The organism is Bacillus sp. FSL R5-0560, assembly GCF_037966305.1.
Taxonomy (GTDB): Bacteria; Bacillota; Bacilli; order Bacillales; family Bacillaceae; genus Bacillus; species Bacillus mojavensis.
The window spans coordinates 2,881,530-2,896,379 of sequence record NZ_CP150195.1 but is presented as its reverse complement, the minus strand read 5'-3'; the positions used below and the strand labels follow the sequence as shown (position 1 = coordinate 2,896,379).

Genomic DNA, 14,850 nt, shown 5'->3' with positions numbered 1-14,850 from the left:
CCATTCAATTAATAAACGTGTTATGATAGGAACTAGGATTCTCACGGAATGGAGGAGAAACGTTGTCTGACGGCGAAAAAACGAAAACAACCGTTGACATTTACGGCCAGCACTTCACTATTATCGGTGAAGAAAGCAGAGCCCATATGAGATATGTGGCCGGAATTGTTGATGATAAAATGAGAGAAATCAATCAAAAAAATCCATATCTTGATATAAATAAACTTGCAGTGCTGACAGCGGTAAATGTGGTGCATGACTATGTGAAATTAAAAGAGGAATATGAAAAACTGGAGCGTCAGCTTAAAGAAAAGGATTGAACAACTATGCTAGATATCATCATCTTAATCTTGCTCCTGATGGGGACTTTACTGGGATTAAAACGCGGTTTTATCCTCCAGTTTATCCGCTTGACGAGCTTTATTCTTTCGATCGCGTTTGCGTCTTTATTCTATAAGAATGTCGCGCCGCATTTGAAGTGGATTCCCGCGCCCGATTTTTCAGCGGGACAGCCAGCGTTTTCTTTTTTCTCGGGAAATTTGGAAGCAGCCTATTATAATGCGATTGCATTTGTCGTTCTGTTTATGATCGCTAAAATCTTACTGAGAATCATCGGCTCATTCCTAAGTATTATAGCGAGCATTCCTGTGATTAAACAAATCAACCAAATGCTCGGCGCTGTTCTCGGTTTTCTGGAAGTCTATTTATTTACATTTGTGCTTCTGTATGTTGCTTCCGTACTTCCGATAGACGGCTTACAGCAAATGATGGGGCAATCGTCTCTCGCAAATGTCATGATTAACCATACACCGTATTTGTCAGGGCTTTTACAGGAGCTCTGGACGCAATACGGAGGATAAAAAACTTCTCTTGTCCGGAGAAGTTTTTTTCAAGTATGATGGAAACATATGTGAAGGTCTGGGGGTTTATTCTATGCATAAAAAAGATATTATCCGGCTGCTGGAAACCATTGCAGTCTACATGGAACTGAAAGGGGACAACCCGTTTAAAGTTTCGGCATTCCGAAAAGCAGCGGCAGCCCTGGAACAGGACGACCGCAGTTTATCAGAAATGGACGACATGATGTCGCTGTCCGGTATTGGGAAAGGCACGTACAGCGTCATAAAAGAATATATAGATGAAGGAAAGTCAAGTACGCTCGAATCTCTGCAGCAGGAGGTGCCGGAAGGGCTGGTGCCTTTATTGAAGCTGCCGGGGCTCGGCGGCAAAAAAATCGCAAAGCTGTATAAAGAGCTCGGCGTACATGATGCAGAATCATTGAAGGAAGCCTGCGAGCAGCAGAAAGTCCAAGGGCTTGCGGGATTCGGCAAGAAATCAGAAGAAAAAATATTGCAGGCGCTCGGGGAAGCCGGAAAACAGCCTGAACGTTTTCCGATTGGCTATGCGCTCCGGGTTGCGCGGGAAATTGAAGAGCATCTTTCTCGATTGACAGACATCATCAAATATTCCCGTGCCGGAAGTCTCCGAAGAGCACGCGAAACCGTCAAAGATCTGGATTATATTATTGCGACGGATCATCCCGCTGAAGTAAGAGAGCAGCTGCTTGCGCTGCCAAACATCAAAAGCGTCATTGCCAGCGGAGACACGAAGGTATCCGTCATTCTTTCCTTTGAATATGAAACCAGTGTCGATTTCCGTCTCGTGACGGAAGAACAATTCCCGACAACTCTTCATCATTTTACGGGATCGAAGGACCACAATATCAAAATGCGGCAAATAGCAAAAGAACGCGGCGAACGGATCAGTGAGTACGGTGTCGAGACGGTTGAAACAGGAGAAATCAAAACCTTCCCGAGCGAACGGGAATTTTACGCACACTTCGGCTTGCCCCTGATTCCGCCGGAACTCCGTGAAAGCGGACAAGAGGTGGAAACCTACAATGACAGCATTGAACTCATAGAGCACGAGCAAATTAAAGGCGATCTCCACATGCACTCCACATGGAGCGATGGTGCCTTTTCGATCAGGGAAATGGCTGAAGCATGCATGAAAAAAGGCTATCAGTACATGGCCATCACTGATCACTCCCAATATTTAAAGGTCGCCAACGGGCTGACTGCTGAAAGGCTCAAGCAGCAGGCGAAAGAAATTGACGCGCTGAATGCTGAATTTGAGAACTTCCGTATTTTTAAAGGCGTTGAGATGGATATTCTTCCTGACGGCACACTTGATTATGATGACGATGTGCTGGCGGAAATGGATCTTGTCATTGCATCAATCCATTCAAGCTTTAATCAGCCGGAGCACGTCATTATGAAGCGGCTTGAGACGGCACTGACCAACAAGCATGTCGACATTATCGCACATCCGACCGGACGCCTCATCGGCAGACGTGCCGGTTACGAAATCGATATCGACAAACTGATTGAGCTCGCGAAGAAAACAAATACGGCGCTTGAACTCAACTCTAACCCTGCGCGTCTTGACCTGCGGACAGAGCATTTAATCAAAGCAAATGAACAAGGGGTTACATTGGTCATTAATACCGATGCCCATAACATCGAGATGTTAAACGATATGAAAACCGGCGTCACTGCCGCGCGCAAAGGCTGGACGGAAACGAAAAACGTCCTGAATGCCCGGTCGCTTGAAGACGTACAGGCATTCCTGAAGCGCAACGATTAAGTAAGGAGGCTCACACAACCGTGCAGCAAAAAGTATTATCATCTCTTGAATTCCATAAAGTGAAAGAACAGGTAATCGAGCACGCCGCTTCTTCGCTCGGAAAAGAAATGCTTCTCCAGCTAAAGCCTTCTGCTTCGATTGACGAAATCAAAAAACAGCTGGATGAGGTAGATGAAGCCTCTGCGATCATCCGGCTGCGAGGCCAGGCGCCGTTTGGCGGTCTTACCGATATCAGAGGGGCATTAAGACGGGCAGAAATCGGCAGCGTTCTCAGTCCCTCGGAATTCACTGAAATATCAGGGCTGCTTTACGCAGTCAAACAAATGAAACATTTTCTCGGACAAATGGCTGAAGACGGAGTCGACATTCCGCTGATGCAGCAATATACTGAACAGCTCATTACACTGCCCGATTTAGAACGAGAAATCAATTCCTGCATAGATGATCACGGCGAAGTGCTTGACCACGCGTCAGAAACGTTAAGAGGTATCCGCACGCAGCTCAGAACGCTCGAATCGAGAATCAGAGACCGTTTAGAATCAATTCTGCGTTCCTCTTCCGCTTCGAAAATGCTGTCTGATACGATTGTTACCATCCGAAATGACCGCTTTGTTATCCCGGTCAAACAAGAGTACAGATCGAGCTACGGAGGTATTGTGCATGACACCTCTTCTTCTGGCGCAACCCTGTTCATTGAACCGCAGGCGATTGTAGATATGAACAACTCGCTTCAGCAGGCGAAAGTGAAAGAAAAACAAGAAATTGAACGGATTTTACGCGTGCTGACAGAGCATACGGCAGAGCACACAGAGGAGCTTTTTCAAGATTTGCAAGTCCTGCAGACGCTAGACTTCATTTTTGCAAAAGCGAGATACGCAAAAGCGGTCAAAGCAACAAAACCGACCATGAATGACAGTGGCTTTGTCCGTCTGAAAAAAGCGCGCCATCCGTTGCTTCCGCCTGATCAAGTGGTCGCCAATGATATCGAGCTGGGCGGCGATTTTTCAACGATCGTGATTACAGGGCCGAATACCGGGGGGAAAACAGTTACCTTAAAAACACTGGGGCTGTTGACCTTAATGGCGCAATCGGGCCTTCATATTCCGGCAGATGAAGGATCGGAAGCCGCTGTATTTGAGCATGTGTTCGCTGATATCGGCGATGAACAGTCGATCGAGCAAAGCTTAAGTACATTTTCTTCCCATATGGTGAACATTGTCGGCATTTTAAAGCAAGTCAACGAAAACAGCCTTGTGCTCTTTGACGAACTGGGCGCGGGTACAGATCCGCAAGAAGGCGCGGCACTCGCCATGAGCATCTTGGATGAAGTCCACCGCACCAATGCCAGAGTATTAGCGACTACGCATTATCCGGAGCTAAAGGCGTATGGCTATAACAGAGAAGGCGTCATGAACGCCAGTGTCGAATTTGACATTGAGACCCTTTCACCAACCTATAAGCTCTTAATCGGTGTACCGGGACGAAGCAACGCCTTTGAAATTTCTAAACGGCTCGGGCTTCCGGACCATATTATCGGACAGGCGAAATCAGAAATGACGGCCGAGCATAATGAGGTCGATACGATGATTGCGTCTCTTGAACAAAGCAAAAAACGGGCGGAAGAAGAGCTTTCTGAAACAGAGTCGATCAGAAAAGAGGCCGAAAAGCTGCATAAAGAGCTGCAGCAGCAAATCATCGAACTCAACAGCAAAAAAGACAAATTGATGGAAGAGGCCGAACTTCACGCGGCTGAAAAAGTTAAAGCGGCCACAAAAGAAGCTGAAGACATCATTCACGAATTACGCTCGATTAAAGAAGAACACAAATCCTTCAAGGATCACGAACTAATCAACGCGAAGAAACGATTAGAAGACGCTATGCCGACCTTTGAAAAGTCCAAAAAACCGGAAAAACCGAAAACGCAGAAACGCGTCTTGAAGCCTGGGGATGAAGTAAAAGTCCTTACGTTCGGGCAGAAAGGTACATTGCTTGAAAAAACCGGCGGCAATGAATGGAATGTTCAAATCGGCATTTTGAAAATGAAAGTGAAAGAAAAAGACCTGGAATTTATCAAATCGGCTCCGGAACCAAAAAAAGAAAAACACATTACAGCGGTTAAGGGCAAAGATTACCACGTATCGCTTGAACTTGATCTTCGCGGCGAGCGCTATGAAAATGCACTCAGCCGTGTTGAAAAATACTTGGATGACGCGGTGTTAGCGGGATATCCAAGAGTGTCCATTATCCATGGCAAAGGTACCGGTGCTTTAAGAAAAGGCGTGCAGGATCTCCTGAAAAATCATCGCAGCGTTAAAAGCTCCCGTTTCGGTGAAGCTGGTGAGGGAGGATCAGGCGTTACAATTGTTGAACTAAAATAAAAGGGAGTATGGCCATGAGTGATTTTTGGGAAAACGAGCTTGTGGAAATCGCGGCGTATTACAGTGTCGCGGTTCTCTGCCTCGTCCTCTTTTTGACTGTGTTTGAGCTGGTGACAGCTTATAAAAACTGGGAAGAGATTCAAAATGGTAATCTCGCTGTGGCAATGGCAACCGGCGGGAAAATTTTAGGGATAGCAAATGTGTTCCAGCACTCTATCTCTCAGCACAATTCTCTGCTGCAAATGATCGGCTGGGGTGTATACGGGTTTGTTATGCTTTTGATCAGCTACTTCATTTTTGAGTTTTTGACACCGCGGTTTAAAATTGATCAAGAAATTGAAAACGATAACCGGGCTGTCGGCTTTATCTCATTTGTCATTTCTGTCGGGCTTTCATTTGTTGTGGCAGCCGGAATATAAGGGGACGGAGAATAGATGGAAAAGATTGCAAAAATACTGCTCGCCGCGGCGGGAATCTTTTTGTTGATTGGTCTTATATATCTGTTCATATTTTGAGAAAAAGAAAGATTTTCCTTTCTTTTTCTTTTTTTTGCCGTCCATCTGCTATAATAATAGGGTGAACTCTAAAACCGAAAGGGGAGGTTATATGCAGTCTCAAAAGCCGTGGCTAGCCGAGTATCCCGAAGATATCCCGCATGAGCTTCCGTTGCCGACCCAAACCCTGCAATCCATCCTGACAGACTCCGCCGCACGATTTCCTGACAAAACAGCCGTATCTTTTTTCGGAAAAAAACTCACCTTTCATGACATTTTGACGGATGCTCTTAAACTCGCAGCTTTTCTGCAGCAAAATGGCCTGCAAAAAGGAGACAGAGTGGCTGTCATGCTGCCTAACTGTCCGCAATCCATCATTTCCTATTATGGGGTGCTGTTTGCCGGCGGTATCGTAGTGCAGACAAACCCGCTCTACACCGAGCATGAGCTCGAATATCAGCTGAGAGACGCAGAGGCCAGCGTGATCATCACCTTAGATTTGCTCTTCCCGAAGGCAATAAAAATGAAAACGTTATCAATTGTAGATCAGATTTTGGTGACGAGTATAAAAGACTATTTGCCGTTTCCAAAAAATATTCTCTATCCGCTTACGCAAAAACAAAAAGTGCACATTGACTTTGATGAAAACGACAATATTCATACCTTTGCTTCAAGCATGAAGCGGGAAAAAACAGAGCTAATCACAATTCCGGACATTGACCCCGAGCATGATATCGCTGTTCTGCAATACACCGGAGGAACGACGGGAGCGCCAAAAGGAGTCATGCTTACGCACAGAAATATTTTAGCCAATACCGAAATGTGTGCGGCATGGATGTACAACGTAAAGGAAGGCGATGAAAAAGTGCTTGGCATAGTCCCGTTTTTTCATGTCTATGGGCTGACAGCCGTGATGAATTATTCGATTAAACAAGGATTTGAAATGATCCTGCTTCCCAAGTTTGATCCGCTGCACACGCTCAAAATTATCGATAAACAAAAACCGACACTGTTCCCAGGCGCGCCGACGATTTATATTGGCCTCTTGCATCATCCTCAATTACAGCAATACGATCTGTCATCTATTAAAAGCTGCCTCAGCGGATCAGCCGCTCTCCCTGTTGAGGTGAAGCAGCAATTTGAAAAGGTGACTGGCGGAAATCTTGTGGAGGGATATGGTTTATCCGAGGCATCTCCGGTGACACACGCTAATTTTATCTGGGGGAAAAACAAACCCGGCAGTATCGGCTGTCCCTGGCCGAATACAGACGCAGCCATTTACTCTGAGGAGACTGGCCATTTTGCCGCTCCGTATGAGCATGGTGAGATCATCGTAAAAGGCCCGCAGGTCATGAAGGGATACTGGAACAAGCCGGAGGAAACGGCTGCAGTCTTAAGGGACGGATGGCTCTTCACTGGGGACATGGGCTATATGGATGAAGAAGGATTTTTCTATATAGCCGACCGGAAGAAGGACATTATTATCGCAGGCGGCTACAATATTTACCCGCGTGAAGTTGAAGAAGCGCTGTACGAACATGAAGCGATTCAGGAAATTGTCGTTGCAGGCGTGCCTGATTCGTACAGAGGGGAAACGGTAAAAGCGTTTGTCGTATTAAAGAAAGGCGCACAAGCCGATGCAGCAGAGCTGGACGCTTTCGCCAGAGCCCGTCTTGCACCCTATAAAGTGCCGAAAGCCTATGAATTCAGAACAGAGCTCCCGAAAACAGCGGTTGGGAAAATTTTAAGAAGGCGTTTACTTGAAGAAGAAACCGAAAATCATCCTATCAAGTAACAAATAGAGCCATGAAAAAGAGAACATTAATGAATAAACTTGACAAAGCGGAAAATCCTTCTTATCATAAAATTATGAATGAATAGTCATTCATTTATATAGGAAGGAACGATGAAAATTGAAGCAAAAACGGCCAAAGTATATGCAGATTATTGATGCAGCAGTTGAAGTCATTGCGGAAAACGGCTACCACCAGTCACAGGTATCTAAAATCGCCAAACAAGCCGGAGTGGCGGACGGCACCATCTATCTTTATTTTAAAAATAAAGAAGACATTTTAATTTCTCTGTTTAAAGAAAAAATGGGCCAATTCATTGAGCGGATGGAAGAGGACATAAAAGAAAAGGCAACAGCAAAAGAGAAATTGGCGCTCGTGATTTCAAAACACTTCTCACTTTTGGCGGGCGACCATAACCTCGCTATTGTCACTCAGCTTGAGCTCCGCCAATCCAATTTGGAGCTCCGGCAGAAAATTAATGAAATATTAAAAGGCTACTTAAATATTTTAGACAGCATTCTGACGGAAGGAATACAATCAGGCGAGTTAAAAGAAGGCCTTGATGTCCGTCTCGCCCGGCAGATGATTTTTGGAACGATTGACGAAACCGTGACGACCTGGGTGATGAATGATCAAAAGTATGATCTGGCTGCTTTGTCAGACAGTGTTTTAGAATTACTGGTATCCGGAATTCACAATAAGTAAAGGAGTTCTGTCCTATGAATGCAATATCACTCGCAGTTGATCAATTTGTTGCAGTTATGACCATTCACAATCCGCCGGCAAACGCGCTTTCCAGCCGTATATTAGAAGAGCTGTCCTCCTGTCTAGATCAGTGTGAAACAGATGCCGGCGTGCGATGCATTGTTATTCACGGCGAGGGAAGGTTTTTCTCCGCCGGCGCTGATATCAAAGAATTTACATCACTGAGAAACAGTGAGGATTCCTCACTGCTGGCTGAACGAGGCCAGCAGCTGATGGAGAGAATTGAGAGCTTTCCAAAACCAATTATCGCGGCGATTCACGGAGCTGCCCTCGGCGGCGGGCTGGAACTTGCAATGTCCTGCCATATCAGAATCGCGGCAGAAGATGCCAAGCTGGGGCTTCCGGAGCTTAACCTCGGCATTATTCCCGGTTTTGCCGGAACACAGCGGCTCCCGCGATACATTGGTACAGCAAAAGCATTGGAACTCATTGGATCAGGAGAACCGATATCGGGAAAAGAAGCGCTTGACCTCGGACTTGTGACAATTGGAGCAAAAGATGAAGCAGAAGTGCTTGAAAAAGCGAAAACGCTTGCCGCCAAATTTGCAGAAAAAAGCCCGCAAACGATGGCGTCTCTGCTTGAGCTTCTCTATACAAACAAGGTGTATTCCTATGAAGGCAGCTTAAAGCTTGAAGCAAAGCGGTTTGGAGAAGCGTTTGAGTCGGAGGACGCCAAGGAAGGCATTCAGGCATTTCTCGAAAAAAGAAAGCCTCAGTTCAAAGGCGAATAAAAGGGGATATGATCATGAATCTATTTGTACTGATGAAACGGACGTTTGACACAGAAGAAAAAATCGTCATTGACGCGGGAAAGATTCAAGATGACGGAGCTGAATGGATTATCAATCCGTACGATGAGTACGCGATTGAAGAAGCTATTCAGCTGAAGGAAAAACACGGCGGCACCATCACTGTTGTTACTGTTGGCGGCGAAGAAGCGGAAAAGGAGCTGCGTACAGCGCTTGCCATGGGATGTGACCAAGCCGTTTTAATCAACATAGAAGATGATCTCGAAGAACCCGACCAGTATTCCATCTCTCAAGTTTTATACCACTATATGAAGGATCAGGAGTTTGACCTCATTCTCGGCGGAAATGTCGCGATCGATGGAGGCTCAGGACAAGTGGCGCCACGTCTGGCTGAGCTTCTAGACATTCCGTGCATCACGACGATTACTAAACTCGATATCAATGGAAGTGACGTAGAAGCAGAAAGGGACGTTGAAGGGGATGTTGAAAAAATCAAAACGACTCTCCCTTTGCTTGTCACAGCTCAGCAAGGCTTAAATGAACCTCGCTACCCATCGCTTCCGGGAATTATGAAAGCCAAGAAAAAACCGCTTGAAGAGCTTGAGCTGGATGATCTGGACTTGGATGAAGAAGATGCTGAACCAAAAATGAAAACAATTGAACGTTTTCTGCCGCCGAAAAAAGAAGCCGGGAAGCTTCTGCAGGGTGAGCCTGCCGAACAGGCAAAAGAGCTCGTATCATTGCTCCGCAGCGAGGCGAAAGTCATTTAGCGCTTGCACATTCAAAGAAACAGGGGGATGTTAGAATGGGAAAAAAAGTGATCGTACTCGGAGAAATGCGTGACGGAGAACTGCGAAATGTCACCTTTGAAGCAATCTCCGCTGGAAGAACCATTTCAGATGATGGAGAAGTAATCGGTGTTCTTATAGGAGAAGACGTATCACAGCATGCAGAGGAGCTTATCCACTACGGTGCAGACAAAGTTCTCACAGCTGAGGACCCAAAGCTTAAGGCATATACGGCAGACGGATACAGCCAAGTGATGCGAACCATTATTGAAAAGGAAACACCTAATGCGGTCGTATGCGGACACACTGCAATGGGGAAGGATCTGTCGCCGAAGCTTGCAGCCCGGCTCCAAACAGGATTGATTTCTGACGCTACAGATGTAAGCGTTACCGGAGAAAACGTCGTTTTTACAAGACCGATTTACTCAGGGAAGGCATTTGAACGCGTCATTTCAACGGATCCGATGACGCTTGTGACGATTCGCCCCAACAACATTCAAGCGTTAGAAAAAGACACCAGCCGGGCAGGCAGCATGGAAAGCATCGAAGTTTCCCTTACAGATCTCCGTACCGTCATACAAGAGATCGTCAAAAAAACAGCGGACGGCGTTGATCTCTCTGAAGCGAAAATCATTGTGGCGGGCGGCCGCGGAGTAAAAAGCAAGGAAGGCTTTCAGCCGTTGCAGGAGCTTGCCGAGGTGCTGGGCGCAGCAGTCGGCGCTTCACGCGGGGCGTGTGACGCTGATTATTGCGACTATGCTCTCCAAATCGGACAGACCGGAAAAGTTGTCACTCCCGATTTGTATATCGCCTGCGGAATTTCAGGCGCTATCCAGCATTTGGCAGGTATGTCCAACAGCAAGGTGATTGTCGCCATCAATAAAGATCCAGAAGCCGATATTTTTAAAATAGCTGATTACGGTATCGTAGGCGATTTATTTGAAGTCGTCCCATTACTGACGGAAGAATTCAAACAGCTGAATATTCACTCATAAAGGGAAGCCCCGGACTGCAGAAGTTCGGGGTTTTTGAATACATACGTACAAATCATTATTAATAAAAAAAGTCGTTGACATGTACGGACATATATAATAAGGTTACTTTAAAAGCGCTTACATTCATGCTGACTCCTCAGTCCAAACACAAATCCTATATTTGACTGTGGTGCTTTTCATATTTGTATGAAAGGAATGATCAAGCATGTCTGAACATACAGCAGTGATTCAAACGGATATTGTAAAAGGAACGATCAACAAAAATATATACGGTCATTTTGCTGAGCATTTAGGAAGAGGGATTTATGAAGGGATTTGGGTCGGAACGGAATCAAGCATTCCTCATATAAACGGTATAAGAAAAGATGTGTTAGAAGCGCTGAAACAGTTGCGTATTCCTGTCCTCCGATGGCCGGGCGGCTGCTTTGCGGATGAATATCATTGGGCCAACGGTGTGGGTGACCGCAAGACGATGCTCAACACTCACTGGGGCGGCACAGTTGAATCAAATGAATTCGGGACACATGAATTTATGATGCTGTGCGAGCTGCTTGAATGCGAACCTTACATTTGCGGCAATGTAGGGAGCGGAACAGTTCAGGAAATGGCGGAATGGATCGAATATATGACCTTTAAAGAAGGCACGCCAATGTCAGATTGGAGAAAACAAAACGGAAAAGAAGAGCCTTGGAAGTTGAAATATTTTGGAGTGGGCAATGAAAATTGGGGCTGCGGCGGCAACATGCACCCAGAGTACTATGCCGATCTATACCGCCGTTTTCAAACGTATGTCCGCAATTACAGCGGCAATGAAATTTATAAAATTGCCGGCGGTGCAAACGTTGATGATTTTAATTGGACGGACGTGCTCATGAAAAAAGCAGCTGGCCTGATGGACGGGCTAAGTCTCCACTACTACACGATTCCGGGAGATTTCTGGAAGGGCAAAGGATCGGCCACAGAATTTACAGAGGACGAATGGTTCATCACAATGAAAAAGGCCAAATACATTGATGAATTGATTCAAAAACACGGCACAATTATGGACCGGTACGATCCGGAGCAGCGGGTCGGACTGATTATTGACGAATGGGGCACATGGTTTGATCCTGAGCCAGGCACGAACCCAGGCTTTTTATATCAGCAGAACACCATTCGTGACGCGCTGGTCGCAGCTTCTCACTTTCACATTTTCCATCAGCATTGCCGCCGGGTGCAAATGACCAACATCGCGCAGACGGTAAATGTTCTTCAAGCTATGATTCTGACTGAGGGGGAACGAATGCTATTAACGCCGACATACCATGTGTTTGATATGTTTAAGGTACATCAGGATGCCTCTCTTTTAGATACTGAAACAACGTCCGCTGACTATGAATGGAAGGGAGAAACGCTGCCTCAAATCAGTGTGTCGGCATCAAGAAATGCGGAAGGCGATATAAACGTCAGCATCTGTAACATTGATCATCAAAATAAAGCAGAGGTGGAGATTGAGCTGAGAGGTCTTCACAAGACTGGGGATCATTCCGGCGTTATCCTGACTGCGGAGAAGATGAACGCCCATAACACGTTTGATGACCCGGAGCACGTAAAACCTGAATCGTTCAGCCGTTATTCTGTAAATAAAAACAAATTGAAAGCAAAGCTGCCGCCAATGGCAGTTGTCTTACTCACATTACGGACTGATTCTTAACCAAAAAAAGGAGCGCCGATCCATTAGAGGACAGCGCTCTTTTTTGTTTTGAAACAGCTCCGAAAGGGCATGGTAAAGTATATGACGGTTATAGAAGGGATGTTGTCCTATGCTTCGTACAATTTTAATGATCATCGGCGCAATTGTGGTGATCGGAGCGATTATCAGATTCGTGTTTTAATTTCGAAATGCCCCATTCTATGAGTAAACCGATTGTGATCAGGAAAAAATAATTTATAAGCATTTAAATAGCGTGAACGAATGGGAGATGCTATACTAAAAATCATCATTTCACAATTGGAGGAATTCAATAATGGCTATCGTAAAAGCAACTGATCAATCTTTCTCAGCTGAAACAAGCGAAGGCGTCGTACTGGCTGATTTCTGGGCCCCTTGGTGCGGACCTTGTAAAATGATTGCACCTGTTCTTGAAGAATTGGATCAAGAAATGGGCGACAAACTAAAAATCGTGAAAATCGATGTAGATGAGAACCAAGAAACAGCCGGCAAATACGGCGTTATGAGCATCCCGACACTTCTTGTCTTAAAAGACGGAGAAGTTGTTGAAACATCTGTCGGCTTCAAACCGAAAGAAGCGCTTCAAGAGCTTGTAAACAAACATCTTTAATTTTCGGCTGCTTACATGCCAGAGCGATTCCAATTGAGGGATCGCTTTTTTTATTCGCCAATTGTGAATCATGGAGAAAAACACCTGTTCGTGTTAAACTGGAAGCAAAGGACTAAATATAAGGAAGGGTAACATATGAACAAACAACTGAAAGAAAAACTCGCCCTCCTTCCCGATCAGCCAGGGTGTTACTTAATGAAGGACCGTCAGCAGACAGTGATCTACGTAGGAAAAGCAAAAGTGCTGAAAAACAGAGTGCGCTCCTACTTTACCGGCTCTCATGACGCAAAAACACAGAGGCTTGTGACGGAAATTGAGGATTTTGAATATATCGTGACGTCCTCCAATCTTGAAGCGCTTATTTTAGAAATGAACTTGATTAAAAAGCATGATCCGAAATATAACGTCATGCTGAAAGACGATAAAACCTATCCTTTTATAAAACTTACCCATGAACGCCACCCAAGGCTGATTGTCACCCGCAACGTCAAAAAAGACAAAGGGCGCTATTTCGGACCGTATCCGAATGTGCAGGCCGCAAGGGAGACAAAAAAGCTGCTCGACCGTCTCTACCCTCTCAGAAAATGCTCCAAGCTTCCGGACAGAGTGTGCCTTTATTATCACCTCGGACAATGTCTCGCTCCGTGTGTAAAGGACATTTCAGAAGAGACAAACAGAGAACTGGTAGAGAGCATTACCCGTTTCTTAAGGGGCGGCTATAACGACGTCAAAAAAGAGCTTGAAGAGAAAATGCTTGAGGCGGCTGAGAACCTTGAGTTTGAACGGGCAAAGGAACTTCGTGACCAAATCGCTCATATCGATTCAACGATGGAAAAACAAAAAATGACCATGAACGACTTAGTCGACCGTGACGTGTTCGCTTACGCTTATGATAAAGGCTGGATGTGCGTACAGGTCTTTTTCGTACGGCAAGGAAAGCTTATTGAACGTGACGTCAGCATGTTTCCGCTTTATCAGGAAGCAGATGAAGAGTTCCTTACCTTCATCGGGCAGTTCTATTCAAAAAACAACCATTTTCTGCCGAAGGAAATTTTAGTGCCGGACAGCGTTGATCAATCGATGATTGAGCAGCTGTTGGAAACAAACGTCCATCAGCCGAAAAAAGGGGCGAAGAAAGAATTGCTTATGCTGGCACATAAAAACGCAAAAATCGCGCTTAAAGAAAAATTCTCTTTAATCGAACGTGACGAGGAGCGTTCATTCGGTGCTGTGCAGAAACTCGGAGACGCCTTAAATATTTATACCCCGCACAGAATCGAAGCGTTCGATAACTCGAATATACAAGGGACTAACCCGGTTTCGGCGATGATTGTGTTCATCGATGGCAAACCATACAAAAAGGAATACCGCAAGTACAAAATCAAAACTGTCACAGGGCCTGATGATTACGGCTCAATGAGAGAGGTTGTCAGACGAAGATATACGAGAGTGCTTCGTGAAAACCTGCCGCTGCCTGATCTGATCATTATAGACGGAGGGAAAGGCCAGATCAACGCGGCCCGTGACGTCGTAGAAAACGAACTCGGCCTGGACATCCCGATTGCCGGTTTGGCAAAGGATGATAAACACAGAACCTCCAATTTATTAATCGGTGATCCGCTTGAGGCGGTTTACCTTGAACGAAACAGCCAGGAATTTTACCTGCTTCAGCGCATTCAGGATGAGGTGCACCGATTTGCGATCAGCTTCCACAGACAGATCCGCGGGAAAAGCGCATTTCAATCTGTTTTGGACGACATACCGGGTATCGGAGAAAAAAGAAAGAAAATGCTGTTAAAGCATTTCGGTTCCGTCAAAAAAATGAAGGAAGCAAGCCTTGAGGACATCAAAAAAGCAGGGGTTCCCGAAGCGCCGGCACAGCTGCTTTATGACAAATTGCAAAAATAATGTTGTCCTTTTG

Annotated in this window: 13 protein-coding genes; all 13 read left to right on the top strand. The window is 45.6% G+C overall.

Annotated elements, in window-relative coordinates; genetic code table 11:
- The first annotated feature begins 62 nt into the window (after nucleotides 1-62).
- The 13 genes from zapA to uvrC all read left to right on the top strand — a co-directional run bounded on the left by zapA (nucleotide 63) and on the right by uvrC (nucleotide 14,837).
- The gene (zapA, locus tag NST56_RS15345) at nucleotides 63-320 is read left to right on the top strand and encodes a cell division protein ZapA (protein ID WP_010335221.1); all 258 of its coding nucleotides are present in this window, start codon (nucleotides 63-65) and stop codon (nucleotides 318-320) included.
- A 6-nt stretch (nucleotides 321-326) separates the two neighbouring features.
- Complete coding sequence (locus NST56_RS15340) at nucleotides 327-860, top strand: CvpA family protein (protein ID WP_010335220.1); 534 nt, start codon at nucleotides 327-329, stop codon at nucleotides 858-860.
- Between the two features lie 73 nt (nucleotides 861-933).
- A complete protein-coding gene (gene polX, locus NST56_RS15335) occupies nucleotides 934-2,646 on the top strand; it encodes a DNA polymerase/3'-5' exonuclease PolX (RefSeq protein ID WP_103671721.1) in 1,713 nt (570 codons plus the stop codon).
- A gap of 20 nt (nucleotides 2,647-2,666) precedes the next feature.
- Complete coding sequence (locus tag NST56_RS15330) at nucleotides 2,667-5,024, top strand: endonuclease MutS2 (protein ID WP_339177559.1); 2,358 nt, start codon at nucleotides 2,667-2,669, stop codon at nucleotides 5,022-5,024.
- A 14-nt stretch (nucleotides 5,025-5,038) separates the two neighbouring features.
- On the top strand, nucleotides 5,039-5,443 hold the full coding sequence (locus NST56_RS15325; protein WP_010335217.1) for a DUF350 domain-containing protein: 405 nt from the start codon (nucleotides 5,039-5,041) through the stop codon (nucleotides 5,441-5,443).
- Nucleotides 5,444-5,630: 187 nt separating this feature from the next.
- Entirely contained in the window at nucleotides 5,631-7,313 is a 1,683-nt protein-coding gene (locus tag NST56_RS15320) for an AMP-binding protein (RefSeq protein ID WP_339177556.1), read from the top strand.
- 118 nt (nucleotides 7,314-7,431) lie between these two features.
- Nucleotides 7,432-8,016: a fatty acid metabolism transcriptional regulator FadR gene (gene fadR / locus NST56_RS15315; protein ID WP_251187590.1), complete on the top strand. Its 585-nt coding sequence runs from the start codon at nucleotides 7,432-7,434 to the stop codon at nucleotides 8,014-8,016.
- Nucleotides 8,017-8,030: 14 nt separating this feature from the next.
- Nucleotides 8,031-8,807, top strand: coding sequence for an enoyl-CoA hydratase (locus tag NST56_RS15310; RefSeq protein WP_010335214.1), 777 nt, complete (start codon nucleotides 8,031-8,033; stop codon nucleotides 8,805-8,807).
- Nucleotides 8,808-8,821: 14 nt separating this feature from the next.
- Nucleotides 8,822-9,595: an electron transfer flavoprotein subunit beta gene (etfB, locus tag NST56_RS15305; protein ID WP_168748476.1), complete on the top strand. Its 774-nt coding sequence runs from the start codon at nucleotides 8,822-8,824 to the stop codon at nucleotides 9,593-9,595.
- A gap of 35 nt (nucleotides 9,596-9,630) precedes the next feature.
- Nucleotides 9,631-10,608, top strand: coding sequence for an electron transfer flavoprotein subunit alpha/FixB family protein (locus NST56_RS15300; protein ID WP_339177551.1), 978 nt, complete (start codon nucleotides 9,631-9,633; stop codon nucleotides 10,606-10,608).
- 205 nt (nucleotides 10,609-10,813) lie between these two features.
- Nucleotides 10,814-12,301, top strand: a complete 1,488-nt coding sequence (locus NST56_RS15295) for an alpha-N-arabinofuranosidase (protein ID WP_326332317.1) — start codon at nucleotides 10,814-10,816, stop codon at nucleotides 12,299-12,301.
- 313 nt (nucleotides 12,302-12,614) lie between these two features.
- Nucleotides 12,615-12,929 carry a thioredoxin gene (gene trxA / locus NST56_RS15290; protein WP_003222500.1) on the top strand — a complete coding sequence of 105 codons (315 nt, stop codon included), beginning with the start codon at nucleotides 12,615-12,617 and terminating at the stop codon, nucleotides 12,927-12,929.
- Between the two features lie 135 nt (nucleotides 12,930-13,064).
- Nucleotides 13,065-14,837, top strand: a complete 1,773-nt coding sequence (uvrC, locus tag NST56_RS15285) for an excinuclease ABC subunit UvrC (RefSeq protein ID WP_010335210.1) — start codon at nucleotides 13,065-13,067, stop codon at nucleotides 14,835-14,837.
- Nucleotides 14,838-14,850: the final 13 nt, after the last annotated feature.